This window comes from Sediminibacterium sp. FW305-C-49, from assembly GCF_058231085.1.
The window spans coordinates 950577-976218 of sequence record NZ_JBIQXS010000002.1 but is presented as its reverse complement, the minus strand read 5'-3'; the positions used below and the strand labels follow the sequence as shown (position 1 = coordinate 976218).

Annotated in this window: 23 protein-coding genes and 1 tRNA gene; 14 read left to right on the top strand and 10 right to left on the bottom strand. The window is 42.1% G+C overall.

Translation table 11 applies throughout. The features are described from left to right. Positions 1-5: 5 nt before the first annotated feature. Positions 6-1196 carry an acetyl-CoA C-acyltransferase gene (locus ACH3Z1_RS11720; RefSeq protein WP_490822164.1) on the bottom strand — a complete coding sequence of 397 codons (1191 nt, stop codon included), beginning with the start codon at positions 1194-1196 and terminating at the stop codon, positions 6-8. Between the two features lie 168 nt (positions 1197-1364). On the opposite strand from ACH3Z1_RS11720, the gene ACH3Z1_RS11715 reads away from it, so the two are divergent. After that, entirely contained in the window at positions 1365-1787 is a 423-nt protein-coding gene (locus ACH3Z1_RS11715; RefSeq protein ID WP_490822163.1) for a hypothetical protein, read from the top strand. An 81-nt stretch (positions 1788-1868) separates the two neighbouring features. On the opposite strand, the gene ACH3Z1_RS11710 is transcribed toward ACH3Z1_RS11715, so the two are convergent. Continuing rightward, positions 1869-2711: a CvfB family protein gene (locus tag ACH3Z1_RS11710; protein WP_490822162.1), complete on the bottom strand. Its 843-nt coding sequence runs from the start codon at positions 2709-2711 to the stop codon at positions 1869-1871. A 129-nt stretch (positions 2712-2840) separates the two neighbouring features. On the opposite strand from ACH3Z1_RS11710, the gene ACH3Z1_RS11705 reads away from it, so the two are divergent. From ACH3Z1_RS11705 to ACH3Z1_RS11690, 4 genes are all read left to right on the top strand, one after another. Continuing rightward, positions 2841-3761: a hypothetical protein gene (locus ACH3Z1_RS11705; RefSeq protein WP_490822161.1), complete on the top strand. Its 921-nt coding sequence runs from the start codon at positions 2841-2843 to the stop codon at positions 3759-3761. A 319-nt stretch (positions 3762-4080) separates the two neighbouring features. Beyond that, positions 4081-7305 carry a SusC/RagA family TonB-linked outer membrane protein gene (locus ACH3Z1_RS11700; protein WP_490822160.1) on the top strand — a complete coding sequence of 1075 codons (3225 nt, stop codon included), beginning with the start codon at positions 4081-4083 and terminating at the stop codon, positions 7303-7305. Between the two features lie 23 nt (positions 7306-7328). Beyond that, positions 7329-9011 (top strand): SusD/RagB family nutrient-binding outer membrane lipoprotein, encoded by a 1683-nt coding sequence (locus ACH3Z1_RS11695; protein WP_490822159.1) that lies wholly within the window; start codon positions 7329-7331, stop codon positions 9009-9011. 27 nt (positions 9012-9038) lie between these two features. Further along, complete coding sequence (locus ACH3Z1_RS11690) at positions 9039-9554, top strand: hypothetical protein (protein ID WP_490822158.1); 516 nt, start codon at positions 9039-9041, stop codon at positions 9552-9554. A 96-nt stretch (positions 9555-9650) separates the two neighbouring features. Here ACH3Z1_RS11690 and ACH3Z1_RS11685 read toward each other — a convergent pair whose 3' ends face one another. The 4 genes from ACH3Z1_RS11685 to ACH3Z1_RS11670 are packed head-to-tail and all read right to left on the bottom strand — an operon-like array spanning position 9651 to position 15314. Next, entirely contained in the window at positions 9651-12167 is a 2517-nt protein-coding gene (locus tag ACH3Z1_RS11685) for a DNA gyrase/topoisomerase IV subunit A (protein WP_490822157.1), read from the bottom strand. A 20-nt stretch (positions 12168-12187) separates the two neighbouring features. Then, positions 12188-12559, bottom strand: coding sequence for a polysaccharide biosynthesis C-terminal domain-containing protein (locus ACH3Z1_RS11680; RefSeq protein WP_490822156.1), 372 nt, complete (start codon positions 12557-12559; stop codon positions 12188-12190). A gap of 9 nt (positions 12560-12568) precedes the next feature. Then, positions 12569-13405, bottom strand: a complete 837-nt coding sequence (locus tag ACH3Z1_RS11675) for a DUF1835 domain-containing protein (RefSeq protein WP_490822155.1) — start codon at positions 13403-13405, stop codon at positions 12569-12571. Between the two features lie 28 nt (positions 13406-13433). Next, positions 13434-15314 (bottom strand): DNA topoisomerase IV subunit B, encoded by a 1881-nt coding sequence (locus ACH3Z1_RS11670; protein WP_490822154.1) that lies wholly within the window; start codon positions 15312-15314, stop codon positions 13434-13436. Between the two features lie 153 nt (positions 15315-15467). Here ACH3Z1_RS11670 and ACH3Z1_RS11665 point away from each other — a divergent pair, with 153 nt between their 5' ends. After that, the gene (locus tag ACH3Z1_RS11665; protein ID WP_490822635.1) at positions 15468-16040 is read left to right on the top strand and encodes a YkgJ family cysteine cluster protein; all 573 of its coding nucleotides are present in this window, start codon (positions 15468-15470) and stop codon (positions 16038-16040) included. Between the two features lie 108 nt (positions 16041-16148). Further along, positions 16149-17318 carry an exo-beta-N-acetylmuramidase NamZ family protein gene (locus ACH3Z1_RS11660; protein WP_490822153.1) on the top strand — a complete coding sequence of 390 codons (1170 nt, stop codon included), beginning with the start codon at positions 16149-16151 and terminating at the stop codon, positions 17316-17318. A 101-nt stretch (positions 17319-17419) separates the two neighbouring features. On the opposite strand, the gene ACH3Z1_RS11655 is transcribed toward ACH3Z1_RS11660, so the two are convergent. Further along, a complete protein-coding gene (locus ACH3Z1_RS11655) occupies positions 17420-18142 on the bottom strand; it encodes a tRNA threonylcarbamoyladenosine dehydratase (protein ID WP_490822152.1) in 723 nt (240 codons plus the stop codon). Positions 18143-18304: 162 nt separating this feature from the next. Here ACH3Z1_RS11655 and ACH3Z1_RS11650 point away from each other — a divergent pair, with 162 nt between their 5' ends. Together ACH3Z1_RS11650 and ACH3Z1_RS11645 are read left to right on the top strand one after the other, a co-directional pair. Further along, the gene (locus ACH3Z1_RS11650) at positions 18305-19369 is read left to right on the top strand and encodes a YCF48-related protein (RefSeq protein ID WP_490822151.1); all 1065 of its coding nucleotides are present in this window, start codon (positions 18305-18307) and stop codon (positions 19367-19369) included. A 170-nt stretch (positions 19370-19539) separates the two neighbouring features. Then, entirely contained in the window at positions 19540-19941 is a 402-nt protein-coding gene (locus tag ACH3Z1_RS11645; protein ID WP_490822150.1) for a DUF3106 domain-containing protein, read from the top strand. Positions 19942-19979: 38 nt separating this feature from the next. Here the strand turns inward: ACH3Z1_RS11645 and ACH3Z1_RS11640 are convergent, their stop codons facing one another. Continuing rightward, positions 19980-20312: a DMT family protein gene (locus ACH3Z1_RS11640; RefSeq protein WP_490822149.1), complete on the bottom strand. Its 333-nt coding sequence runs from the start codon at positions 20310-20312 to the stop codon at positions 19980-19982. A gap of 132 nt (positions 20313-20444) precedes the next feature. On the opposite strand from ACH3Z1_RS11640, the gene ACH3Z1_RS11635 reads away from it, so the two are divergent. From ACH3Z1_RS11635 to aat, 5 genes are all read left to right on the top strand, one after another. Next, positions 20445-20735: a hypothetical protein gene (locus ACH3Z1_RS11635; RefSeq protein ID WP_490822148.1), complete on the top strand. Its 291-nt coding sequence runs from the start codon at positions 20445-20447 to the stop codon at positions 20733-20735. Between the two features lie 68 nt (positions 20736-20803). Then, positions 20804-20878, top strand: a tRNA-Val gene (locus ACH3Z1_RS11630). Between the two features lie 55 nt (positions 20879-20933). Beyond that, on the top strand, positions 20934-21188 hold the full coding sequence (locus tag ACH3Z1_RS11625; RefSeq protein ID WP_490822147.1) for a GIY-YIG nuclease family protein: 255 nt from the start codon (positions 20934-20936) through the stop codon (positions 21186-21188). A gap of 144 nt (positions 21189-21332) precedes the next feature. Then, positions 21333-21638, top strand: coding sequence for an ATP-dependent Clp protease adaptor ClpS (locus tag ACH3Z1_RS11620; RefSeq protein ID WP_490822146.1), 306 nt, complete (start codon positions 21333-21335; stop codon positions 21636-21638). An 88-nt stretch (positions 21639-21726) separates the two neighbouring features. Beyond that, positions 21727-22371: a leucyl/phenylalanyl-tRNA--protein transferase gene (aat, locus tag ACH3Z1_RS11615; protein WP_490822145.1), complete on the top strand. Its 645-nt coding sequence runs from the start codon at positions 21727-21729 to the stop codon at positions 22369-22371. Between the two features lie 33 nt (positions 22372-22404). On the opposite strand, the gene ACH3Z1_RS11610 is transcribed toward aat, so the two are convergent. Beyond that, the gene (locus ACH3Z1_RS11610) at positions 22405-22983 is read right to left on the bottom strand and encodes a DUF4294 domain-containing protein (protein WP_490822634.1); all 579 of its coding nucleotides are present in this window, start codon (positions 22981-22983) and stop codon (positions 22405-22407) included. A 173-nt stretch (positions 22984-23156) separates the two neighbouring features. Then, positions 23157-25613, bottom strand: a complete 2457-nt coding sequence (ccsA, locus tag ACH3Z1_RS11605) for a cytochrome c biogenesis protein CcsA (RefSeq protein ID WP_490822144.1) — start codon at positions 25611-25613, stop codon at positions 23157-23159. Between the last annotated feature and the right edge of the window lie 29 nt (positions 25614-25642).

Below are 25642 nucleotides of genomic sequence, written 5' to 3'. Positions count from 1 at the left end.
GCTTGTTACGCAGAAACATTTTCAATGACCATAGCACTGGCACCACCGCCACCATTACAGATACCGGCAGCACCTATTTTTCCAGCATGTTGTTTGAGTACATGAATAAGTGTAACAATAATTCTTGCACCACTGCAACCCAGTGGATGACCTAATGAAACGGCTCCGCCATGCACATTTACTTTGGCAGGGTCTAACTGCATTTTTTGCATATTGGCAATGCCTACTACAGAAAAAGCTTCGTTGAGTTCTACAAAATCAATTTCGGTCATCGCAAGACCGGCTTTGGCCACTGCTTTCGGAACGGCCAATGATGGTGTGGTAGTGAACCATTCGGGCGCCTGTTCTGCATCGGCATAACTGCGAATAATGGCCAGCGGTTTAATGCCCATGGCTTCTGCCTTTTCTTTACTCATCAATACTACAGCAGCAGCACCATCATTCATGGTAGATGCATTGGCCGCCGTTACTGTTCCATCTTTTGTAAAAGCTGGTTTCAGTTCAGGTATTTTATCAAATTTTACGTTGAAAGCATCTTCATCTTTTGCGAACATAACCGGGTCGCCCTTTCTTTGCGGAATAGGTACAGGAATAACTTCTGCAGCAAAACTTCCGTTGTTCCAGGCTGTCTGGCTTCTGGTATAGCTTTCTATGGCAAATGCATCCTGTTCTTCGCGCGAGATATTGCATTCCTTGGCACAAAGTTCAGCCGCATTACCCATGGCATAATTGTGGTACACATCAGTAAGACCGTCTTTTGCCAGTCCATCTATCATTTGCACATGACCATATTTATTACCCCATCGCAGGTTAGCAGAATAGAATGGTACATTACTCATACTTTCCATCCCCCCTGCTACAATAATATCAGCATCTCCCAATAAAATGGCTTGTGCGCCCTGTGCAATGGCTTTCATTCCGCTGGCACATACTTTATTCACGGTGGTACAAATAGTACTGTCGGGCAAACCTGCAAATTTCGCTGCCTGTCTTGCCGGGGCCTGACCGGTATTGGCCTGTATTACACAGCCCATTAATACTTCCTGTACATCAGATGGCTGAATGCCTGCTCTTTCCACTGCTGCCTTAATAGCAATAGCGCCTAGTTGTGGTGCAGTAAAATCTTTTAAACTTCCTCCAAATGAACCTATTGGCGTACGAACAGCCGATACGATATACACAGTTTTTGTTCCCATTGTTTGATTTTGAAGTGCAAATATAAAGCAATCATACTAACAGTTGTTAGCATGCCCCTATTTAAAAAATAATCTGTCCATTTGTGGAAATCGAAAAGCCACAGATTTACAGATGATTAGAGATGCCTGGCTTCAAAGAGGCTTATCTTAGTGCAAAGATCAGACGCAATGAAATGGATAAAACAACCAACACTTTTATTACTCTTTGCTTCCTTTTTCGTGTTGATGGGTTTTATAAGTTTTATTCCAGACTGTACCCAATTAAAGAAAGGAAGGTTTCACAGCTATACCAAACAGGGCATACATATAATCATCAACCGTATTGATGGTATACAGCAGGATATCAATACAAAAACCAATGACACTACTTACTGGAAAATTGACTGGTTGGGTAATTGTCGTTTTGCAGCTACCTACTTAACAGGTTCTGGGCCTAAAACAGTGGAAGAAAAAAAGTTTTATCAAAGTACCGTACTGTTTTATGATGTTAAAGAAATTGCTGATAATTATTATATCGGAACCACCACCGTTAAGGCGCCGAATGGCACCAGTAGTTCAACGGACACTACATGGCTGGTAGAGAAGAGATAGTCAATAGACAATAGGGGCAACCTGATTGCGATTTCAGGTATTGTGTTCTTTCCATTTTCCTCACGCACTATTGACTATTCACTACTCACTTTCCAGTAGCTTAATCCCCGTTTGTGTAAACTCAATCTTTCTTTGCTTATACAAGTTACCCGTGGTCATTTTAAATGTCTTTTTACTCATACCAAAGAATGAATAGATATCTTCCGGGGCCGATTTGTCGTTGTAAGGCAGGTAACCATTATTTTCCTCGAGCAGGCGTAATACTTTACCCGCCTCATCTTCTACTTTCTGAAAACCGGGTTTACCCAGGACTACATCAATTTTATTTCCTGGTAATATTTTTTTTACGAATCCTTTCAATCTGTCACCAATTTCAATGTCGGTAAATATTTCACTTGTGTGTATAATACCACTATGCTGGTTGTTGATGATGACCACATAACCCAACTCGGATTTACGATATACAAGCAGGTCTACCTGATCGAGTTCTTTAACAGTTAATGTATCGTTATTTAAAAGCTGCTCTAATTTTTCTGTGGCTGCTACCCTGCCCGTCATTTCATCGATATAGAGTTTTACCAGGTATTCACCACCTTCTCGCATACCACCAAGTTGTTTCGATGCCGGTACAAAGAGGTCTTTCATGAGTCCCCAATCCAGAAACGCTCCCTGTCTGGTTACAGCTACTGCTTTCATTTTAACGATTTCTCCCACACAGGCTTTTGCTTTTTGTGTGGTGGCTATGAGTCTGTTATCTGAATCATGGTATACAAACACCATTATTTCATCTCCAATCTTTAATCCTTTGGGGGCAAAACGGGTGGGCAACAGTATGCCATCCTCGCCATTGTCGAGATAAAACCCAAAATCTACTTTTCTTGATACTTTCAGTGTATTGTATTGGCCTACCAGCACTGGCTCCATAAAACAGTTTAAGGGGCAAAAATAGGTTAGTTTATTGGTTTGGGCTCTAAATGCATGTGTAAGGTCCTTTCCACTACTGTTAGCAACTTTAGAGAAGCTGCTTCAAATGCTTTAAATATTTTGCGGCCAATGAAGCGGATCAAACCCCTAATTGGATTAGTTTTTTTATTTTTTGGTTGGAAACAAACCTTGCATGCACAACAGGTAGAAGGCCATTGGTTTGGTGTGGGTAAAGTAGTCGTTCCCGGTGAACATAGTGCTTATCTGGCTGAACTTATTTTAAAACAAAAAGGGAAAACTGTTGCCGGTGAATTACAATATTATTTCAGAGACAGCCTGTTTAAGCTTCCGGTGAGCGGACTATTCAACAATCAAAACAGACAACTGACTTTTAAGCCTATTCCCTTTATTTATTATTTATCAAAAAGTACAAAAAACGGAATTGATTGCATACTTACTGGCAATTTCACTTTGATTGTGAACCGGACAGAATCAATATTAAATGGTGCTTTTGAAAGTGATGCTGCACATCGGTATACAGCTCCTTCCATCCAGTTTCGTTTCAGGTATTCAACAGATACCATTCCGTTGCAGACTAATATGGCGGAACAAACAGAAGTGGATGAGTCAATAACAGATACCCTTCGAAATCAGGATACGATTACTACCGCTACCATTGAGCCTCCCATGATTGATACTGTATTCAAATCAAGAGACAAATTGGTTGTTCGTGAAATTGAAGTTTCCGGTGGCCCACTGCGTCTTGAATTATACGATAACGGAAGTATTGATTATGACTCTGTTTCCGTTTATCTCAATGACCGCTTATTGATACCCAAAGTAAAACTCGATCATAAAGCCATCAGGAAGACAATCCTCGTAGATAGCAGAGTAGCTTATAATGAACTAAGCATGTTCGCAGAAAACCTGGGCATGGTACCCCCCAATACGGCTGCACTGATTATTTATGACGGTGAGAAAAGATATGAACTCATTCTTACCAGTGATCTTAATCGTACAGCAACCATCAGGCTGAAGAACAGAAAATAACGAGTCTACAATGATGAATGAAGAAATAACCGCTTCAACATTCAGACAGTGTTTCAAGGCTAGCCACTATTCCCTCATGTAAAGGTTGAATTTGGATTGTTTCCTTTTATTTAAGCAGTAAAATATTACAGGCTGGCTGTTGATTTAAACATATACAGGATAGATAAATCAGCAGAGAGAGACTGTCTGCTCATACACATATAATATATTTTAATATTTATCCTATTTATTCAATTCCTTCTCATATTTTAACATTTAAACAGAGTTTAACATTTTTTTTTAAATTCATGGTCCTATAACTTCTTAAACAAACCAACACATGAGAAAAATTGTGACTAGCCTCTTGCTAGCAATGTGTGTTACTATTGCAGTAAACGCACAGGTGCTAAACATTTCCGGTCGGGTAACAGATGAGAAAGGAGCTCCTATTCCTTCTGCCTCGGTTACGATCAAAGGAAAACCCAATGCAGGCATCGCTGCTGATGCCCAGGGTAACTACAAAATTTCCGCTTCAAAAGGTGACGTACTGGTTATTTCCAGCGTGAGCTTCAGCACACGCGAAATAACAGTAGGCAACAGCACAACAGTAAATGTTTCGCTGGCGCCTGATGCATCTTTATCTGAAGTGGTAGTAACAGCGATGGGTATTAAACGTTCTGAAAAAGCACTTGGTTATGCGGTTTCAAAAGTGGAGCCAGGTACCCTTTTACAAAAATCAGAACCCAATATCCTCAACAACCTTGCAGGTAAAGTACCTGGGGTGGATATCCGTGCTGGTCAGGGTGCTCCGGGAGCTGCCACTCGTATGCAGATCAGGGGTGTATCATCATTCAATGGTGGTGAGCCTTTGATTATTGTGGATGGTGTTCCGTACAGTAATAACCTCGTAAATACAACCAGTCCATTCAGTGGTGGTGGTACTTACGGATCGGGGTTAAACAACCTTGACCCTAACGATATCGAGTCGATGAACGTATTGAAGGGCGCTGCTGCTGCTTCATTGTATGGTTCTCGTGCCGCCAACGGGGTATTGGTAATTACCACCAAGTCGGGTGCTCCGAAAAAAGGTGCTAAATCTCTGAACGTAACTTACAGAGCCGGATACAGCATCGAAAAAATATCGGATATCCCAGAATTCCAGAACTCTTATGGTGCAGGTGCGAACTTCAGAACACAATCATCGAATGGTTCATGGGGTGCTAAATTCGGAAAGGGCGTCATCTATGATGCCGGGGGTAATGTCATTGGTACTTCAGCCTCTGGTATTGATTCCATCCCCGCTACAACATGGGCTACTATGTTTGCATCTTATCCTGAACTTTTTCCGAATGGCCGTCTTGCTTACAAACCATACCCCAATAACGTGTCCTCTCTCTTTAATACAGGTCACTTACTGGAAAACTCTGTTGGTTTGAATGGCGGTGAGGGAAATACCACATTCAGTGCTACTTTATCTCGTGTAGATCAGAAAGGTTATATCTCTAATTCAAGCTATACCAAAAACAATATCAGTGTGGGTGGCCAGACAAGTGTTGGTAACCTTACGTTTGGTGCCAGCATCTCTTATGCCAGAAGCAAACAGATAGGCGGTTTTATTGGTCAGGCACAGAGCTTTATTTCACAGTGGGGACGTACCTACACTATGGCCAGGAACTGGGACATCGTTGGATGGCCATCAGAAGACAGGTCTGGCCGACAAATTGGATTTAACGATGGTCAGTATACCAACCCGGTATGGGGAGCCTATCACAATGTCATTACCAGTATCGATGACCGTATAGCAGCAAATGTAAGAGCATCATACAAATTCAGTAAAAGAGCCCGTGTCGATTTCAATGCAGGCGTTAATAACTATGCATTATACAGAGACCAGATCATTGATAAATCTTCTTTGGGAAGTGCAGACAACCTGTTGGGCACACTTACAGAAGTGATCAACAGGACGCAGGAAATAAATGCAAAAATCATTGCTGTGTTCAATCCAAAGGTTTTTGAAAACTTTACACTTGATCTCAATGTCGGTGGTGAAATTAACGAAAGAACCAGCCGTAACCAGCAGGTATATGGTGTTGACTTCGTAATCCCTGGCTTATTTAATCTTACCAATACTCGCCGTCAGACTTTCAGTGGCGATAGCAGATCAAAAAGAAGACTGGTGGGTGTATTCGCAGACGCTTCTCTCGGATACAAAAACTTTGCTTTCTTAAACGTTACAAGTAGAATGGACATTACTTCTACCCTGCCCTATAAAAATGCCAGGTATTTCTATCCCGGCGTTTCAGGTTCGGTGGTTTGGTCTGATGCCTTCGGACTTAAATCGAATTGGCTTGATTATGGTAAACTGCGTGCCGGTTATGCGAGAGTGGGTAATGACGCTGCACCACATAATGGACAGCCAATATTTGGTCTGAATGCCGCAGGTTTCCTCGGTCAGCCACTGGCTACCAGAGGTGGTTCAAGTTATGATCCAAACCTGACGCCTGAGTTTACAACCGAATTGGAAATTGGTTCCGATATGCGTTTCTTCAAAGGGAAACTGGGTCTTGAACTGACATGGTATGATAAAAGATCTACTGATCTGATTTATTCCATCGGTTTACCTCAGACTACCGGTTATAGCTCTTTCTTTACCAACCTCGGAGAAATCCGTAACACGGGCTGGGAAGCTGCTTTAGACATCAAACCAGTAATTCTCAAGAATTTCCAGTGGGATGTAAGAGCCATCTTTACCAGAAATATTAACACCGTTGAAAGACTGATACCAGGTCTTACACGAGATATCATTGGTGGTTTCAACTATATTGAAGCAGGATTCCCTTATGGTTATTTAAGGGGTTCTTTCTCTGCCAGAACAGATGATGGTCAGTTATTGATTAATCCTACCTCTGGTATGCCATTCCTTGATCCTAACCCAGGTATGGTGGGTAACCCTAATGCCGATTATAAATTAGGTATTACCAACAATTTCAATTTCAAAGGAATTCAATTAAGTGTTCTTTGGGATATGACCAAGGGTGGTGACTTCTACTCTGAAACCATCAGTAGCATGCTGGGAAGAGGTGTCACGAAAGATACAGAAGACAGAGAAAAAAGCCGTGTCATTACAGGTGTTTACGGAAACCCAACACCAGTGCCTGGTCCAAACGGACTGAATCGTTATACGCCAATGCTGGTGGGTGGTAAAACCGTACAAAACCAGACAAGGGTTACCACCAACGATTTATTCTTTACACAGGGAACAGGTGCAAGTTTTGCTACCAACGGTGCATTTGAATATGCCGTTTTCGATGGTACTGTTTACAGGTTGAGAGAAATTACACTGGGTTATTCCTTACCAAGAAAATGGGTGAGCAAGCTTAAGTTATCAAATGTTACCCTTTCATTGAGTGGCCGTAATCTTTGGTACCTGGCTCCGAATGTACCTAAGTATACCAATTTCGATCCGGATATTAATTCAGTAGTAGGCGCAGGTACACAAGGTGTAGAAACCGGTGGTGCTCCCAGTACAAAAAGATATGGTCTGAACCTGAACGTAACTTTCTAATATCATTAAGTAAAACATTATTTATGAGAAGGATAAAATATATCGCTTACATTTTTTCAGCCCTGGTAGTGCTGTCTGCATCAGGCATTGGCTGTAAAAAATTCCTTGATGTAAACAAGAACCCCAATAGCCCTACCCCGGAATCGGTACAATTGTCTATGGTACTGAGTGCCGCTGAACGTAATATTTCCAACAGCTTTGCATTAGGCTCTGGTCTGGGAAATACTTTCTCCGTGTATACACATCAGATGACAGGTCGTGTTGGTGCAGACCGCTATGGCGCAGGCGCATCAGGATGGGAAGGCTTGTATAGTGCCATTTCTAACCTGAACGTGATCATTACACGTGGTACTGCAGAAAAACGTTTCGTTTATGTTGGAATTGCCAAAATATTGAAAGCTTATACTTTCAGTATGATGGTTGATATCTGGGGAGATGTTCCTTTTTCTGAATTCGATAAATTCGAAGAAGGCATTACCCAACCTAAATTTGACAAGGGTTCAGACATCTACCCTAAATTATTTGCGATGCTGGATGAAGGTATTGCCGACATCAACAATACCACGATAAACCCATCTTTACCTGGTAATGATGATTATATCTACAAAGGCAGTAAAACAAACTGGATCAAAGCAGCCAATACCATCAAACTGAAGTTATATACTCAGGTTAGATTGGTACAGGATGTGAAAACACAGGTTGCAGCATTGTTAGCATCTCCCAACACACTGATCAACTCTCAGGCTGAAAGTTTTTCATTGGCTTATGGCCCGATCGCTACTACCGATGACAGACACCCCGGTTATGGTGACTATAACGCTACGCAGCGTGGTGGACAGCTCTTCAGTCCATGGTTGTATGAAATCATGAAAGGTCGCAATCCAGACATACTTACAGGTATTGCTGACCCAAGGATTCCTTATTATATCTATAACCAGAAATCTGCACCAGGTGGCACTAATCCAACACCTGAGAACTGTACTGAATTCCGTGATGGTGGATTTATTACCATTCTCTTCGGATCAAATGGTCGTTGCCGTGACGGTTCAAACAGCCAGACTTATTCCTTATTTGGTATTTATCCGGTAGGTGGCAGGTATGATGATGGTGCAGCCAGATCTGTGAACGCAATAGGTACCCAGAACGCGGGAACAGGTGCCAGACCGCATCAGTTTATTTCTTATGCAGACCGTTTGTACCTTGAAGCTGAGCTGATCAGTGTTGGAGCAGTTACGGGTGATGCAAGAGCTGTTTTCAGCAAAGCAATGGATGAATCATTTAATCAGGTTGACTATGTGATCACCAACTTTGTTAAACCAGGATCTGCTGGTGCTCCTCAAACAGTGCCATTAATTGCAACACAAACTGCTACTACCAACTATAAAGCAGGTGTTCTCGCTGCCTATGATGCTGCAAGCACTGCCAAGAAACTGGAGCATATCATGACACAGAAATGGATCAACAGAATTGAGAATCCTGTTGACAACTATACCGATTATCGCAGAACCAAATATCCAGTATTATTTGCTCCTGCTCCGGAAGGTACTGTTACAAGTGTAACGGCGCCCGATGGTACTGTTACTTCTGTATCAAACGATAGAAAATATCCATGGTCATTGCCGTTCAGTGCCAACGAAATTGCATTGAACTCAAATGCACCACCCCAAAAAGTTCCAGAATCGTTTAAAGTATTTTGGCAGCCTTAATTGATCCATTTATTAAAACAGAAGAACATGAAACTTAAACAAATCAATATACTATCTGCTCTTGCATTATTCTTTGTGATAGCATTTACCAGCTGTTCAAAGGATGATGGAGCGATCTCTAAACGTGTGGGTATCGAAGATATTCCCACCATTACTACCAATATCGAAACTGGCAGTACCACTACCATTACCTTTTCAAATCAGGCAGCTTTTCAGGGGAAATTCACCGTATCACTTTATTTCCCGGGAACGAAAGCGCCTGATAAAGTTGATATAGTAGTTAGGAAAAACGGAGCCGCAGCCAGTGTAAAAGTTTTCAAAGCCAATGTAACAACTTTACCAGCGGCCATCACTGTAACAGCCGCTGAAATTGCTACACTTTTTGGAACAGCCATTGCACTGAATGACACGTATGATTTTGCCCCAGACATTTATGTCGGGACAAAAAAATATGAAGCTTTCCCAACAACAGGAAATGGTTCAGGTGCTGGTGTAATCAATATGCCAGGCTTTGGAGAATATGTAAGGTATTCAGCTAAATAAAACCACATATCCTATGACTAAAAAGGGTATATCATTTTTGATATACCCTTTTTTCATGCTTGTATAGCGCCGATATGAAATGGTTTAGCCGTCCTCTTACTCAAATAATTCGGGCTGTTGGTTGTCTTCTTTGGGCTTTGTTTCCCATTCCATTTCAATGCTCTTATTAAAGTCTGTGAGCTTGGCTCCCACTGCTTTCCAGCCCATTACTTCTACCATTTTAGCTACCTTGAATTTGGCTTTCCGGACCTGTGTACCCTTACCTGTTTGAACTGATAAGATTGGTTCGTCTTCTGTTGTAACGGCTTCCAGACGATTACCGTCTCCTTCTTTAATAAAGAGAAACTGGGTTTTCAGTGTACTTGTTTCTACTTTAAACCGCTTGATATTATATTGCTTTTTATCGCTATCGAGGTATACCGCTGTGATAATTTTATTGGCATCAAACTTTTCAATCAGCGCCATCTTTTCCGGTTCAAAACGCTGGGTCATTTCGGTGTCAGTCAGTTCATATGTACCATCGTGGTAAATCACTAATAGTTTTTCATCTTCAAAGCTGCCTAAATACTGACCTTTTTCTTCCGTATTCAATCTACCAAACTTATCATCGAACCAGAGCTTACGACCTGCCAATGTGCTCTTACCTGCTTCTTTCAGTTTTACCGCTTTAATGGGGTATTTCGTTACCTGGTTACCCATGCTGCTTCTTCCCTTGATTTCCAGTTCTTCAAAATAGAAATCAAATTCTTTGTTTCGGGCCGTGCAGTTAGGACTCAGTACAATTTTCACCACTTCGGCTTCCCCATTCAGGTTAGCAGTGAAATAATGCACTTTACTTTTATCCGACCCTTTGGTAAGATCATATTCTTTCTCCCTTGTAATACCCGTTACATTAAAACGCTTGGCATAACTGGTTCCGCTGGCACCATCGAGATAAATCATATTGTATGTAGTACGCTCATCATTTTTCTGGAACACCGCGGCATGCATTATATCTTTTCCGATGAATACCTTATCAGACACTTTCACCACTTTCATGGTGCCTGAACGCGTGAAAGCGATTATATCATCATAATCAGAACAATCGCAGAGAAACTCATCTTTCTTGAGTCCTGTACCGATAAACCCTTCTGAGCGATTGATGTATAATTTGGTATTGGCGATAGCTACCTGTTTTACCTGTATGGTATCAAATTCTTTAATCTCTGTTTTACGTTCTCTGCCTTTGCCATACTTTTTCAACAGGTTTTCAAAATAAGCCACGGCAAAATCGGTGAGATGCTCCAGGTCATGTTTTACCTGTTTGATATCTGCTTCTATCGATTTGATCTGTTCATTCAGTTCATTGATATCGAGTCGGTAAATTCTTCTGACAGGCTTTTCCGTGAGCTTAAGAATATCTTCTCTTTCAATAGCCCTTTTCAGCTTTTTCTTAAATGGCGTAAACGCTTTATCAATCGCTTCAATAACTGCCTCCCATGTAGCGTGTTTTTGTTCGAGTTCCTTATATATCTTTTCTTCAAAGAAGATTTTTTCGAGCGATGTATAATGCCATTTATCTTCCAGTTCACCCAATTTGATCTCGAGTTCTCTTCTGAGCAATTCCCGGGTATTATCAGCAGATACTTTCAGCAGCTCATGTACGCCCAAAAACTGTGGTTTATGATCCACAATAACACAGGCATTCGGTGAAATACTCACTTCACAATCGGTAAATGCATAAAGTGCATCGATGGTAATATCGGGTGAAATACCGGCTGCCAGATCAATATGTATTTCAACATCTTTCGCCGTTACATCCGTAACTTTTTTGATTTTAATTTTCCCCTGGTCATTGGCCTTGGTGATACTTTCCATCAACTGGGTAGTGGTTACACCATAAGGCACATCTTTTATGATCAGTGTTTTTTTATCAAGTTCTTCAATATGGGCCCTTACCCTTACTTTACCGCCTCTTTTCCCTTCATTATAATTCGCCACATCAATCATACCCCCTGTTTGAAAATCAGGAAATATTTCAAAGCGCTTGCCTTTGAGGCATTTGATGGTTGCATCAATCAGTTCACAGAAATTATGTGGCAATAATTTGGTTGATAACCCCACCGCAATACCATCAGCACCCTGTGCCAGCAATAATGGAAACTTCATGGGTAATGTTACCGGCTCATTCTTTCTCCCATCGTAACTCAACTGCCAAGTGGTGGTTTTGGGATTAAACGCCACATCCAGTGCAAACTTCGATAAACGAGCTTCTATATACCTGGAGGCTGCTGCTTCATCCCCTGTTCTTACGTCGCCCCAGTTACCCTGTGTTTCAATCAGCAAATCTTTCTGACCAAGGTTTACCAGTGCATCACCAATACTTGCATCGCCATGCGGATGGTACTGCATACTCTGCCCAATGATATTGGCTACTTTATTAAAGCGACCATCATCCATTTCCTTCATGGCATGCAAAATCCTGCGCTGTACGGGTTTTAAACCGTCTTCAATAGCCGGAATGGCACGTTCCAATATTACATAGGAGGCATAATCGAGAAACCAGTTACGGTATTGCCCCTGTACGCCTGTTTCATTTTCAAAAACCCTGTTTGGTTGTTTTTCTTTCGCCATGTCTACTTCATTTGTGATCGCTACTGAGTCAGTCTGAAAGTATCGTCTTTTGCATCTTCAAGACCATTCAGTTCAAACACGATGATATCTGTATCTGCTATTACTTCATGCCAGGCCCATGGTTGAATTTTCACCATGACCGGCGCTTTTACTTTTATGCTTCCCTTATTGTCGCTTCTTACATCCAGCCAGTTCACCGTTGCTTCTCCCTGCATAATGATGATCTGCTCTGGATTTTTATGCACTGCAGTCCCTTTATGATAATGTCTGCCGCTTGCACTGCCCGCTATGCGGTAAGCAATGATGAATTGCCCTGTTCTGTCCGTATCAAAAAAATGGGTGGTCCCTCTTTCATCTTCTGCCACTTGTTGTACCGGGATTACTTCTACCATACAAAATCTTTATGTTGTTTCCGTTACTGCGGCTTGTGATGCAGATGCTGTTTTTACAGTCATTTCTTTCCATCCCCTGTTCCAGTCACCAACTGTTTCCAGTCTGCCGGCAGCCACCAGTTCCCTGATGCGCCAAACCAGAAAAACATCTCCTGTCTTTACTTTCATTTTAGAAAGGGTATTGCCAATCACTTTATTCAGTTTCTGTGCCTCACCGGTAATATGCGCGAGAATATCTTTATCAAAGAAATCAGCTTCTTTACCAATGATTTTTTTTCCGCCTTCCAGAAAACGAACCAGTGCAGCATCCTGACAAAGTTTTTTCCATTCATCGGGATCCACTTCAAATTCGCTGGGCGTAATGGGGCGAGCCAGTTTTTTGGCTTTCAGAAATTCTTTCGGTTGAATTTCATGGAGATAGGATGGGTAAAATATCTGCCCCTTTTCATTGATAAAGGGCAGGTTATTCAGGTACAATACCTGTACACGACCTTGATACTCTTTTAACTGACTCATGAGCCAATAATAGCCACACACATCATGTGCGTTCTGGGCCATCCATATCCATACTTCTGTCTCTGGCTCATCATCCAATTGTTTGAGTAACTGGTGAACCGTGAGTTTGTCATCGACTATATTAATCTGCTCGGTATAGGGAGAATATTCCAGCAGGTTCTTCCACCAGTCGCGTCGGGTCTGGTAACCTTCTGTTTCAAAGATATCTCCCAGAGGGCCCACTGCATAATCGTCTTTTATTTCTACAATACTACCCTGCAGACTCTCATCCAATTCAATGGCCTGTTGTAAGGCTGCTACATTCGCTGTCTCAAAAACAATATGAATCATCTTTTCTTTTTCTTACTTGAGTTAATAATCAGTCAACCAGGTCTAATTCTACTTTGAGGTTATTAATAATAAATTCCTGTCTTTCCATGGTATTCTTTCCCATATAATATTCGAGGAGTTGCTGAATGTGGTCGCCCTGTTCAAGGATGACGGGCTGTACACGCATTTCTTCTCCGATGAAACGACCGAATTCTTCGGGTGAAATTTCACCCAATCCTTTAAAGCGCGTTATCTCAGGTTTGCTTCCCAGTTTAGCTACGGCTGCCTGCTTTTCAGTTTCATCGTAACAATAAATGGTTTCCTGTTTGTTTCTTACCCTGAACAATGGTGTTTCGAGTATGTACACATGACCACGTTTTACGAGGTCGGGAAAGAATTGGAGGAAGAATGTCATCATCAGTAAACGAATATGCATACCATCCACATCCGCATCCGTTGCGATCACAATATTATTGTATCGCAATCCTTCCATTCCTTCCTCAATATTCAGTGCATGTTGCAGGAGATTAAACTCTTCATTTTCATACACCACTTTTTTAGTGAGGCCATAGGCATTCAATGGCTTACCTCTCAAACTAAATACCGCCTGCGTGTCTACATTCCTCGATTTGGTAATACTTCCGCTGGCACTATCACCTTCCGTAATAAAGATGGTTGAATTCTTCTGGAGGGCGATAAATTCTTCCTTATTCTTGGCTGGCAGGTCATCACTCAGATGTACCCGGCAGTCCCTTAATTTTTTATTGTGAAGGTTTGCTTTCTTGGCCCTTTCATTGGCCAGTTTTTTGATACCCGCCAGTTCTTTTCTCTCCCGCTCACTCTGTTCAATGCGCTTGCGTAGTGCATCAGATACAGCAGGATTTCTGTGCAGGTAATTATCCAGTTCTTTGGCAAGAAATTCTTCCACAAATTTCTTCATGGTAGGTCCACCCTCATACACATTCTGTGAACCCAGTTTGGTTTTGGTCTGGCTCTCAAATACCGGCTCCTGTACACGAACAGAAATAGCTGCTACAATACTTCCACGGATATCGGCTGCATCGTAATCTTTTTTATAATAGTCGCGTATAACTTTTATATATGCTTCCCTGAATGCCTGTTGATGGGTACCGCCCTGGGTAGTGTACTGACCATTCACAAAAGAGAAAATATCTTCCCCATAATCATTGTTATGCGAAAGAGCTACTTCAATATCCTCTCCTTTTAAATGAATAATCGGGTAACGCAACTCATCCGCATTGGTTTTACGCTCTAATAAATCGAGCAGACCATTTTTGCTGACATATTTTTTCCCGTTAAAATGAATAGACAACCCCGCATTCAGGTAACAATAGTTCCACAACTGGCTGTCTAGGTATTCATGGATAAAGTGAAAATTGCGAAATACGGTTTCATCCGGAACAAAACTTACCAGCGTTCCATTTGATTCTGTTGTTTTCTGTTCTTTATGATCTTTTACCAGCACCCCTCTTTCAAACTCGGCGGTTTTTTCTTTTCCGTCTCTGTGTGAAGTCACTTTAAAATACTGGCTGAGTGCATTCACTGCTTTGGTACCCACACCATTCAAACCCACACTTTTCTGGAATGCTTTACTATCGTATTTGGCACCGGTATTAATTTTACTTACCACATCAACTACTTTTCCCAGTGGAATACCACGCCCGTAGTCACGAATGGTTACCTGTTTTCCTTCGATGCTGATTTCCACCTGTTTTCCATAACCCATGGTGTGTTCATCAATACAGTTATCGAGTACTTCCTTGATGAGTACATATATACCATCATCTGTAGCAGAACCATCTCCCAATTTACCGATATACATACCAGGCCTTAGGCGGATATGTTCACGCCAGTCGAGCGACCGTATCGAATCTTCATTATACTCGTTCAAATTCTTCTGTTCAGCCATTTGCAATCATTTTAATCAGTCACTGTATCCATCCAGTTGAAAGGATACGCATATTTCTCAACCCGCAAATCTAACCACCTCAACTCCCGGTACAATTTTACTTTTCTACAAATAGGCTTTTGATGTGGATAAAACGATGAAAAATGTTGATTTATTCGGTTTTCTCCGCCAGGGACCTACCTTTACCTCATCAGACAGCCCGAAAAATACCTTGTAAAAGACCTCGAACAGATTGCTTCACTGGCCATTGAACGGGAAGCAGAAAACGACCTTTTTGCCCAGGAAATCAAAAAACTCCATTCCGCCGAAGTAGATGAATGGGTTCACAAGCTCAATGAAGATATTGCACCAAAAATAAATTGTACCGATTGTGGCAACTGCTGCAAAAGTCTGATGGTTAATATTTCTGAACCTGAAGCAGATCGTTTATCGGATCACCTACATATTAGCAGAACTCATTTTGATTATGAGTACATCGAGAAAGGAAGCAATGGCTTGATGATCCTGAATACCATACCCTGTGCTTTTCTGAAAGAAAATAAATGCTCGGTTTATGAATACCGTTTTGAAGGCTGCCGCGAATTTCCTGCCATGCATTTACCGGGATTCAGCAAACGATTATTCACCACCCTCATGCACTATGGCCGATGCCCCATTATTTTTAATATCGTGGAAACAATGAAACAGGAGATGACAGATCGCAGATTGCAGATGTCTGATGTCTGATATCAGATGTCGGATTTTTGATTTTTGACTTATGATTTGTAATTGCTCCATTTATTTCATCTTTACACCACATCCGACATCTGACATCCGACATCAAAAAATCCCCTTATGGTTGCTTTTGGAATAGATATGTTGCTTCGTGAACAGCCTTCCTGGAAAGCGTTGCGCATAGGTATGGTAACCAATGAAGCGGCAACAACCTGTTTACTGGAACCATCGCGACAGGCTTTACTAAAAGCAGGGTTTACTATTCAATTGCTTTTTTCGCCGGAACATGGACTGGATGTACGTGGCGCCGATGGTCATCCTATAAAAGATGGGAATGATACACTTACAGGTTTACCTGTGATCAGTTTATATGGTGAGAGACTGGCCCCGACTGCTACGCAGCTTGCTGATATTGATTTACTGCTTTTTGATGTGCCTGATATCGGCAGTCGTTTTTACACCTATCTATGGACACTCTCCTATATCATTGAAACTGCCGCGGCCTGTCATAAAAAACTGGTGATTCTTGATCGCCCCAATCCTGTCTCCGGTAATATGCAGCTGTGTGAAGGACCAATGCTGGATGAAGTCAATAGTTCTTTTATCGGAAGATGGTCCATGCCCGTGCGACATAGTTGTACCCTGGGAGAGCTGGCACTGTATTTTAATGGTACCCGAAAAATAGGCGCAGAGATAGAAGTAATCAGGTGTGGCAACTGGAAAAGAGACATGTTTCAGCCAGACTGGGGTATTCCTTTTGTACCCACATCTCCGGCCATACAAAGTTTTCAATCGATGTTATTATATCCGGGTGTCTGTTTGCTGGAAGCCACCAATATCAGCGAAGGGCGCAGCACTGATCTCAGTTTTGAATGCGCAGCAGCTCCCTGGCTGCATGCAGATGTATTGGCTGATATGCTCAACAATATGTCGGGTGGTGAAATGACTGCTGCAACCACTCAAATCACTCCGGCACATAGCAAGTTCGAAAACGAATTATGTCAAGCAGTGCATATGAAAGTAGATGACCGCTCATGTTTTAATTCGGTGATGAATGGAATGATATTGATAAAGCTGATTAAAAGTCTGCATCCTTCTCAATTTCAATGGGCCACTTATCCAACCAGTGTAAATCCATCCGGCAAAGGGCATCTTGACAAACTTACTGGCATCACCAACAGTGAAGCGATATTCGACTTACCGATCCCCGCTTTTATGGCAGCCATTACAAAATACTGCAGGTGTAAGGAATGGGAGGAGGATGTGAGGGGGTATTTGATGTATGGATAGGGAATAGCGTGAATGGTGAATGGTGAATGGTGAATGGTCAATGGTGAATAGTAAAAAATCATTCATTCACCATTGACCATTGACCATTGAAGATCGACCATTCATCCCTCATACAAATCCCTGATCACCACACTGGTCGCTACACAGCCAAAAATGGCAGGCATATAACTGATGGTTCCGATGATGGATTTTTTGGGATAGGCTTTTTCCGTTTCAATGATCCGGCTCTGGTCTACTTTTTCTGCGCTGAAAACAACCTGCAAACCTTTATAGATACCCAATTCATGTAATCGCTTGCGCACATACCTGGCAAGGTTACATTGATGTGTTTTCGAAATATCTGTTACCACTACTTTTGATGGATCTACTTTACCACCTGCTCCCAGTGAACTTACGATGGGAATTTTTCTGTCGATACAGGCTTTGATAAAATATACTTTAGGTGAAAGGGTATCAATACAATCAACTGCATAATCAAATCCGCCCTGGTCCAGTATTTCATTGGTCCGTTCATCGCGGATAAATTCTGTCAGGACTGTCAGATCAAGGTCGGGATTAATATCTTTCAGTCTTTCAGCCATCACTTCTGCCTTTAGCTTTCCTGCTTTTGAATGAAGCGCAGGAATCTGTCGGTTGCAATTGCTTAAATCAACAGTGTCTGCATCAACAATGGTCATTTTGCCCACACCTGCACGGGCAATCATTTCTGCACAGATACCTCCTACGCCACCTAATCCTACTACCAACACATTTTTGGTCATTAATTTTTCAATTGGTTCATCACCCAATAAGAGCTGGGTGCGGCTCATCCAGTATGGAATCATAAGTATTGCTGATGTAAGCTGTCAGATGTCTGATTTAGTTAGGAGATAAATTACCATTTACATCACTTAACTTTCATCAGATTTCGACATTCGTGATTGATCATTTTAAGATACAAAAATGTAGTTCCTATGCGGTTTTATAAAATAATTATTGTGTTGTGCATGACGCTAGCTTTATTAAATGGTTTTTCTCAGACTTCCCCCGTGAAAGTGTTGGAAGCAGGCAGGCGCGTAAGTTTTCGCGGACTCAGCGTAGTGAACGACCGGGTTTTCTGGGCCAGCGGCAGTAATGGAGCAGTGATAAGATCACTGGATGGAGGTATTACACTCGAGCCCATTACCGTTCCCGGTTATGAAAAAAGAGATTTCAGGGATATTGAAGCCATTGATGCACAAACAGCCGTTATCATGGCCATTGCAGAACCTGCCGTAATACTCAAAACAAAAGATGGCGGAAAAAGTTGGGCTAAAGTATTTGAAGATACTACGAAGGGAATGTTTCTGGATGCCATGGATATGTTGGTCGATTCAGCACAGATAAAACGAAGCAAGAAACAAGATAATACAGCTCCTACCCATACCCTGATTGTGGTGGGTGATCCAATCAATGGAAAATTATTTGTGGCCATGTCTTTTGATGCAGGTGATAGCTGGCAGGTGATGCCCTCACCTGAATCGAAAGATGATGTAAGACTGGTGCCCGACACCGAAGCCATGTTTGCATCAAGCGGCACCAATGTTAAACTCACCACCATGGGTAATTATTCTCCGGCTCTGGTTGCTACAGGTGGCACCAAAGCCCGACTGAAAGATTTATCACTCCACAATATCAACGATTCCTTACCCATGATGCAGGGTGGTACTTCAACAGGTGCCAATTCGATTGATGTATTCCACAAAACCAAATCTGCTGTCATTGTAGGTGGCGATTTCGCCAAAGACAGTATTGGCTCCAATAATTGTGTGCTTGTATCTTTTCAAAATGGCCGACCTGTTTATTCATTACCCGAAACCATGCCGCATGGATACAGGTCATGTGTCATTTACCTTGATGCAAGCAACCTGGTAGCCTGTGGCACTTCCGGTATTGATATTTCCAAAGATGGCGGCAAAAACTGGCAGCTTATTTCCAAAGAGAGTTTTCATGTGGTACAAAAAGCCAGGAATGGCAAAGCCATTTATATGGCAGGTGGTGGTGGCCGGATTGCACAATTGATTCTTCCCTAATAAATTTTCTGTGCCCTTCTGTGTCTTCAGTGGCAAATAATTAATTGTATTGCCACTGAAGACACAGAGGAGTACAGAAGGATTACAAATGTTAAAAAACTTACCTGCCTATTTTATTCTTTAAACCTGCATCTGAGTCAGCGGTCTTATACTTATAAAACCACTGAAACATGAAAAAAATCATTCTCATTTGTCTTGGCAGTTTCTTCCTGCTTACTTTACTCAATCTCGAAACAATGGCGCAGGAAAACTCAACATCCAGACGTCAAATTCGCCAACGTGGCGATAGCCTGAGTCCTGAACAAAAAGCTAAACTGGCAGAGTTCAGAAAAGAGCGTGGGGAGCGTATGTCTCCTGAAAAAAGAAAAGAACTGAAAGCGCGTTACGACAGTCTTTCCCCTGAACAGAAAAAAGAGCAGCGTGAAAAAATGCGCAAGCGTTTTGATGAATTATCACCTGAGCAAAAAACACAAATGAAAGAACGGATGAAACAACGTGCAGATAGTCTATCTCCCCAGGAGAAGAAAGCCTTCAGACGCCGCATCCGGGAAGTAAAAAAAGATACGGAATAAGGTTATAGGATAGATGGAGGGGTACTGGAAAGTACCCCTTACTTTTTAAAGGCAAAATACACGGCCCCCAGTATAAATAAAAAGCTGATCAGGTATTTTGTTTGAAAAGGTTCTTTGAGATAGAACACTGCAAAAACGGTAAAGACAAGCAGCGTTATGATTTCCTGGGTAATCTTTAATTGAAAGCCGCTGAATCCGTTGGCATACCCTGCCCTGTTGGCAGGAACCATTAAACAGTACTCAAAAAAAGCGATACCCCAACTGATGGCAATGGCTTTCCATAATGGCACACCCTGGTGTTTGAGGTGACCGTACCAGGCGAATGTCATAAAGATGTTGGAAACCAGCAGTAATAAAATAGTCTTTATCATATAACTTTCATTTGTAGTTTGACAGTTTTCCCTGCAATATCAGCAGTAAAACTGATACAAAGATTGCCAGATTGCCACATGAAAGCAGAACAGCACGGATCTTGTATTACGTAACCCAGTAAAAGAGCGAACATGAAAAAGTTTCAGGCAATTATCAAGTTCCAGATGGATGATGATTTTATGGCACTGGTGCCACCACACCGTACCTATGTCAATTATTTGCTGAATAAAAGCATTATAGACAGTTATGCGGTAAGTATGGAAAGCCAGACCTGCTGGATTACGTTGAATACAGAGAGTAAGGAGGAAGCAGACAAAATTCTCGTAAAATCGCCCCTGTACAAATACTGGACCTATGAGATCGAAGAATTGTTTGTATACGACAGTTTACACTACCGTTTACCCGCTTTACAGTTGAATTAATTTAAAAAAACTCAAAACTTTTTTTGGCAGTAATGTTCCAGACCCTATTTTTGCACTCCCAACAAAAAGGGAGCATAGCTCAGTTGGTTTAGAGCATCTGCCTTACAAGCAGAGGGTCCGCGGTTCGAACCCGTGTGCTCCCACAGAATAATAGAAAGGCCATCTCATCAGAGGTGGTTTTTTTATGCCCCTGCACCAATGACATACAAAACCTATATCCTTTTTTCTGCATCTAAAAATCGATTCTATGTCGGGTGTACCGGCGATGAGTTATTTCAACGAATTAGAAGGCATAATACTAATCACAAGGGGTTTACTGACAAGAACCCAGATTGGAGATTAGTCTATCACGAACAATTCTTCACTAAAAAAGAAGCGCTCGATAGAGAAAGGGAAATTAAGGCGTGGAAGAGTAAAGTCAAAATTCTTGCCCTCATTAATCAACTCAGCTGATTTAGAGCACTCCGACCTTCAGACGGAGGGGTCCGCGGTTCGAACCCGTGTGCTCCCACAGAGAAAAGACTTACAACTCAAATTGTAAGTCTTTTTTTATTTAACCTTATCAATACTTTCTGAAGTTCAAATTACCTTTACGCAATGACCCGTATTTCAAATAGTGGTGCTACCCGCCCCTGGGAATCACAGGAAGAAGATATTGCGGTGGACAATGCCACTCCCTTTCGCCTTATTGTGTGGAATGATGAGGTGAACACTTTTGAGTGGGTGATTGAAACACTGATGGAAGTTTGTGGACACACGCACGAACAGGCCGAACAATCTGCTATGATCATTCATTTTAAAGGAAAATCAACCGTTAAAACCGGCGATTACGACACCCTTAAACCCATGTGCGATGCCATTACCGATCGTGGCATCGGAGCCACTATTGAAACAGAGAAATAAGGAATAAAAAACAGAGGAATGTGAAAGTACTTTCTACTCTCCTTTCTGATTCCATATTTCTTATTCCTTATTTCTTATTACTTAACCCATGTCTTTACACGCACTTGATTCCCGCCTTTGGTTTCCGCCTGTTACTGAGGCTCTGGAAGATGGATTGCTGGCCATGGGAGGAGATGTGTCTGTTGAAAGACTCTTACTCGCCTACCGGAATGGCATTTTTCCCTGGTACGATGATGGTATCCCTTTGTGGTGGAGTCCCGATCCGAGGTTTGTTTTGTTTCCCGATCGGTTAAAGATCAGCAAAAGCATGTTGCAGGTATTCAAAAAAGGAGATTTCAGCTTCCGTACCAATACCCATTTTGCAGCAGTGATCGCTGCCTGTAAATCGTTACAACGCAGAGGACAGGACGGCACATGGATTACCGATGAACTGGAACAGTCTTTTATTCAACTGCACCAGATGGGGGTGGCACATTCGGCTGAAACATGGCTGAATGGCGAACTGGTTGGAGGCTTGTACGGAATCAGAATGGGACCTTTCTTTTTTGGAGAAAGCATGTTTAGTAAACATAGTAATGCGAGCAAATTTGCATTCATCAGTTATGTACAACAACTCAAAAAAGAAGGCGTGATGCTCATCGATTGCCAGGTGCATACAGATCACCTCGAAAGCCTTGGTGCTGAAATGATCCCAAGAGAACAGTTCATCCGGCAACTGCAGCAACACCTGTAAAATCTGACATCTTACATCTGGCATCATAACCAGTTAGCTCTTATAGCCATACATCAACTGCACATCCCGTACAATTTTTTCCATGTCGAGGTCCTTACCGTAGGGATCGTAGTTCTGTTTGAGGTTGCTGCCAAATACGACTGCAATGGTTTGCCAGAAAGCTGCATTAAAACCGCCTTTGTATTCCTGTATAATTTCGTAACAGTTATTCCCCGTTTGCCGGTAAATGAGTTTCATCAACACTTTACCCTGGTAAACAGATAACTGCGTAAGCTTGTCTGCAAAATCTCTTTTGAGCTCTTTTTCGCGCGATTTAATAATGGCCCTTCGTTGTTTTTTATCGCTCACATGCTCCAGTTTCACATTAATCTCATTCATGATCCGGCTTGCTGCAATGGCATACGGATAGGTAACATATACAGCATTGCGCAAACGGGTCCATTCGGCCCAGTGACGTTTCCATTTACCCGTTAATTTTCCCAGCACTTCAACCGGAGGCAGCACACTTTCAGGAATAGTATCTCCTTCAGGTGTTATATACGCGTATACTTTGATAGTATCGTAAGGTCCACGGGTTTGCGCATACAGGTTATTCCCTGCCCCTGCCAGCACCAGGACCAAGAAAACTGTTATGATATGTTTGCCAGGGATTTGCACTACTTAAATATAGAACTAGTTCCGATAATTAATGCTGCCTATACAAAAAAGTAACCCTGTGCATGGTATCCTTTTAACAATTCGTCAACGGATAAAAGCACAGGGTTACACTACAATTCAGTCTTCACTCAGGAAACAGACTTGAGGGTATTTTTCACCTGTTTATTTCGCTGTATGATGGACATGATCAGACCCGCTGTCATAACCAGTATACCCAGCCATAAAATATTGATCATCGGGAACTCATACACTTTGAGTGTAATCAGATCGGTAATACCTCCACTTTCTTTGATACCGATTTCCAGCAGGCCTTTCTTCTCATCTTTCACCTTGTTAAACTGAATCACCAGACTCTGCGCTGTTACCGTATCGGCAATGGGTCTGAAAGAATTACCATTCACTGCGATACCCGGTGTAGCAGCGTAACGACGACCATCTTTCGACAACACTGCAATATCAAGGAACAAAGCAGTTTCACCATTACCATACAGTGCGGCTTGTTCCGGCGGATTGACGCTTACTTTATTCAACACAATTAAACCATTGCTATAAAACAGTGTGTCGCCCACTTTAATATCCCGATTTACAAACTGGGTTGTGTCTTCACTGTCGTTTTCCTGGAAAGAAGTGATATAAGCAAAAATGTCTTTGTGCCAGTAATGTTTGGCAGCAGGGTTGGCAGCAAAACCTTCCATCCCCTTATTGTTTTTAATCACATCCGGATACAGGCTAAACGACTCCCCTCCCTGCTTGGCTTTGAAAGTAATTTCAAAATATCTTTTGCGGTCTCTTTCGTTGATCGTGTCTTTGGTATAAGTAACCATATACCTGCCCATATCGGTTGCCACTCCCTTAAACAGGGTAATATTTTCTGCCGGGTTTCCTGCGGGGTTCCCTCTTTCTTTGGCATCTTCCTGGCGCAAAGGTGTAACACCTGTGGTATTCCAGCTTAATACGGTTTTCTTGGCTGAGGAAATCAGTATGCCTACCAACACCATTCCAAAACCGATATGCGCAACAGAAGCACCCGCAGCTTTCAGTTTTCCTTTTAATCCAAGCCAGATATATGAGGCATTGGCTACCACTGCATATACAGCGGTGAATATGGCGAGATGAATGGCAAATAAAAATCCGGGGCCCTTCTTGTCATAATTAACTTCTCCAAAGAAGCTGATGGCCAGACTAATCAGAACAGCGATGATGGTAGGTATCCATATTTTCTTACCGAAAAATGTTTTGGGTGTATCCTTGTATTTCAGGTATTGCGTAATCGCTGTGAGAAAACCAATGATCACCGCTACAAAAATCTGGATCTGGTTATGCGCATACTCAGGATCTTCCGGCGGCGCAATATTGGTACCGAATAATTTATTGAATACAGGTGTGGATGTTTTTGCAATGATGACCATACCCGATAAAAAGAAAACCAGTGATCCGATAAACATCCAGAACTCACGGCTATAAGTGTTCTCTTCCTTCTGAATACTGGGAATGGCTTTGTATTGTTTGAAATACAGGAACAAGGCAGGTACAAAAAATACAAGTAAAAACAACAGCAACTGTGTATTCATACCCAGATCGGTAAATGCGTGTACCGATGTATCACCTAATACCCCACTTCTGGTAAGGAAAGTGGAATAAAGAATAAGACAGAAGCTGATAATATAGAAGAAATAAGTAGGTCGTAGTGAATAACCGCTGTTACGGTAAATCAGGTTGGTATGCAAACCTGCAATAAGGGTGAGCCATGGCACCAGCGATGCATTCTCCACTGGATCCCAGGCCCAGTATCCACCGAAGGATAAACTTTCATAGGCCCAGGCGGCTCCCATCATAATGCCTACGCCCAATACAGCCACTGAAAAAGAAGCCCAGGGCAATGATGGCTTTACCCACTCATGCTTTTTACTCATTAAACCTGCGATAGCATAGGCAAAAGGAACAATGGTAGAGGCAAAACCCAGGAACAGAATCGGCGGGTGAATCACCATCCAGTAATTCTGTAACAATGTATTCAAACCCATCCCATCTGCTAAACGAGCCAGATAATTTGGCTGGCTGAAGATAGGCCAGTCTAATTCATTACGTGTAAGAACAAAGGGGCTGCTACCAATTTTTGTCCCGAAAACATATACCCCAAGCAACATGGTCGCCAATGCGAATTGAGCGAAACTAACAACAGTCATCACACCTGCTTCCCATGTTTTCGCACGCCAGATCAATACCCACCCCAACACACAATGCCAGAAACTCCACAGCATAAAACTTCCCTCCTGACCTTCCCAGAAACAGCTCAACAGATATTCAATCTGTAAACTTTTGTCGCTGTGCGTGTAAGCATACTTGTATTCGAATAAATGATTGGAGATGATATAATACAGTATACCGAACATGGCCAGTACACTGATGGTCTCTACAAGAAAAGCTACACGCGCCATCCTGATCCAACCCGACTTTGTTGCTTCCAACTCAGTTCTGCTGGCTTTAAAATAGGCTACTGTAGCAATAAGAGAAGCTATAAGTGATAATACTGCGAAAAAATGTCCTGCCTGACCGGGAAATAAATGTTCACCTAAATATTGCATGATGTATGATTCGGTAAAGAAAATGGAGT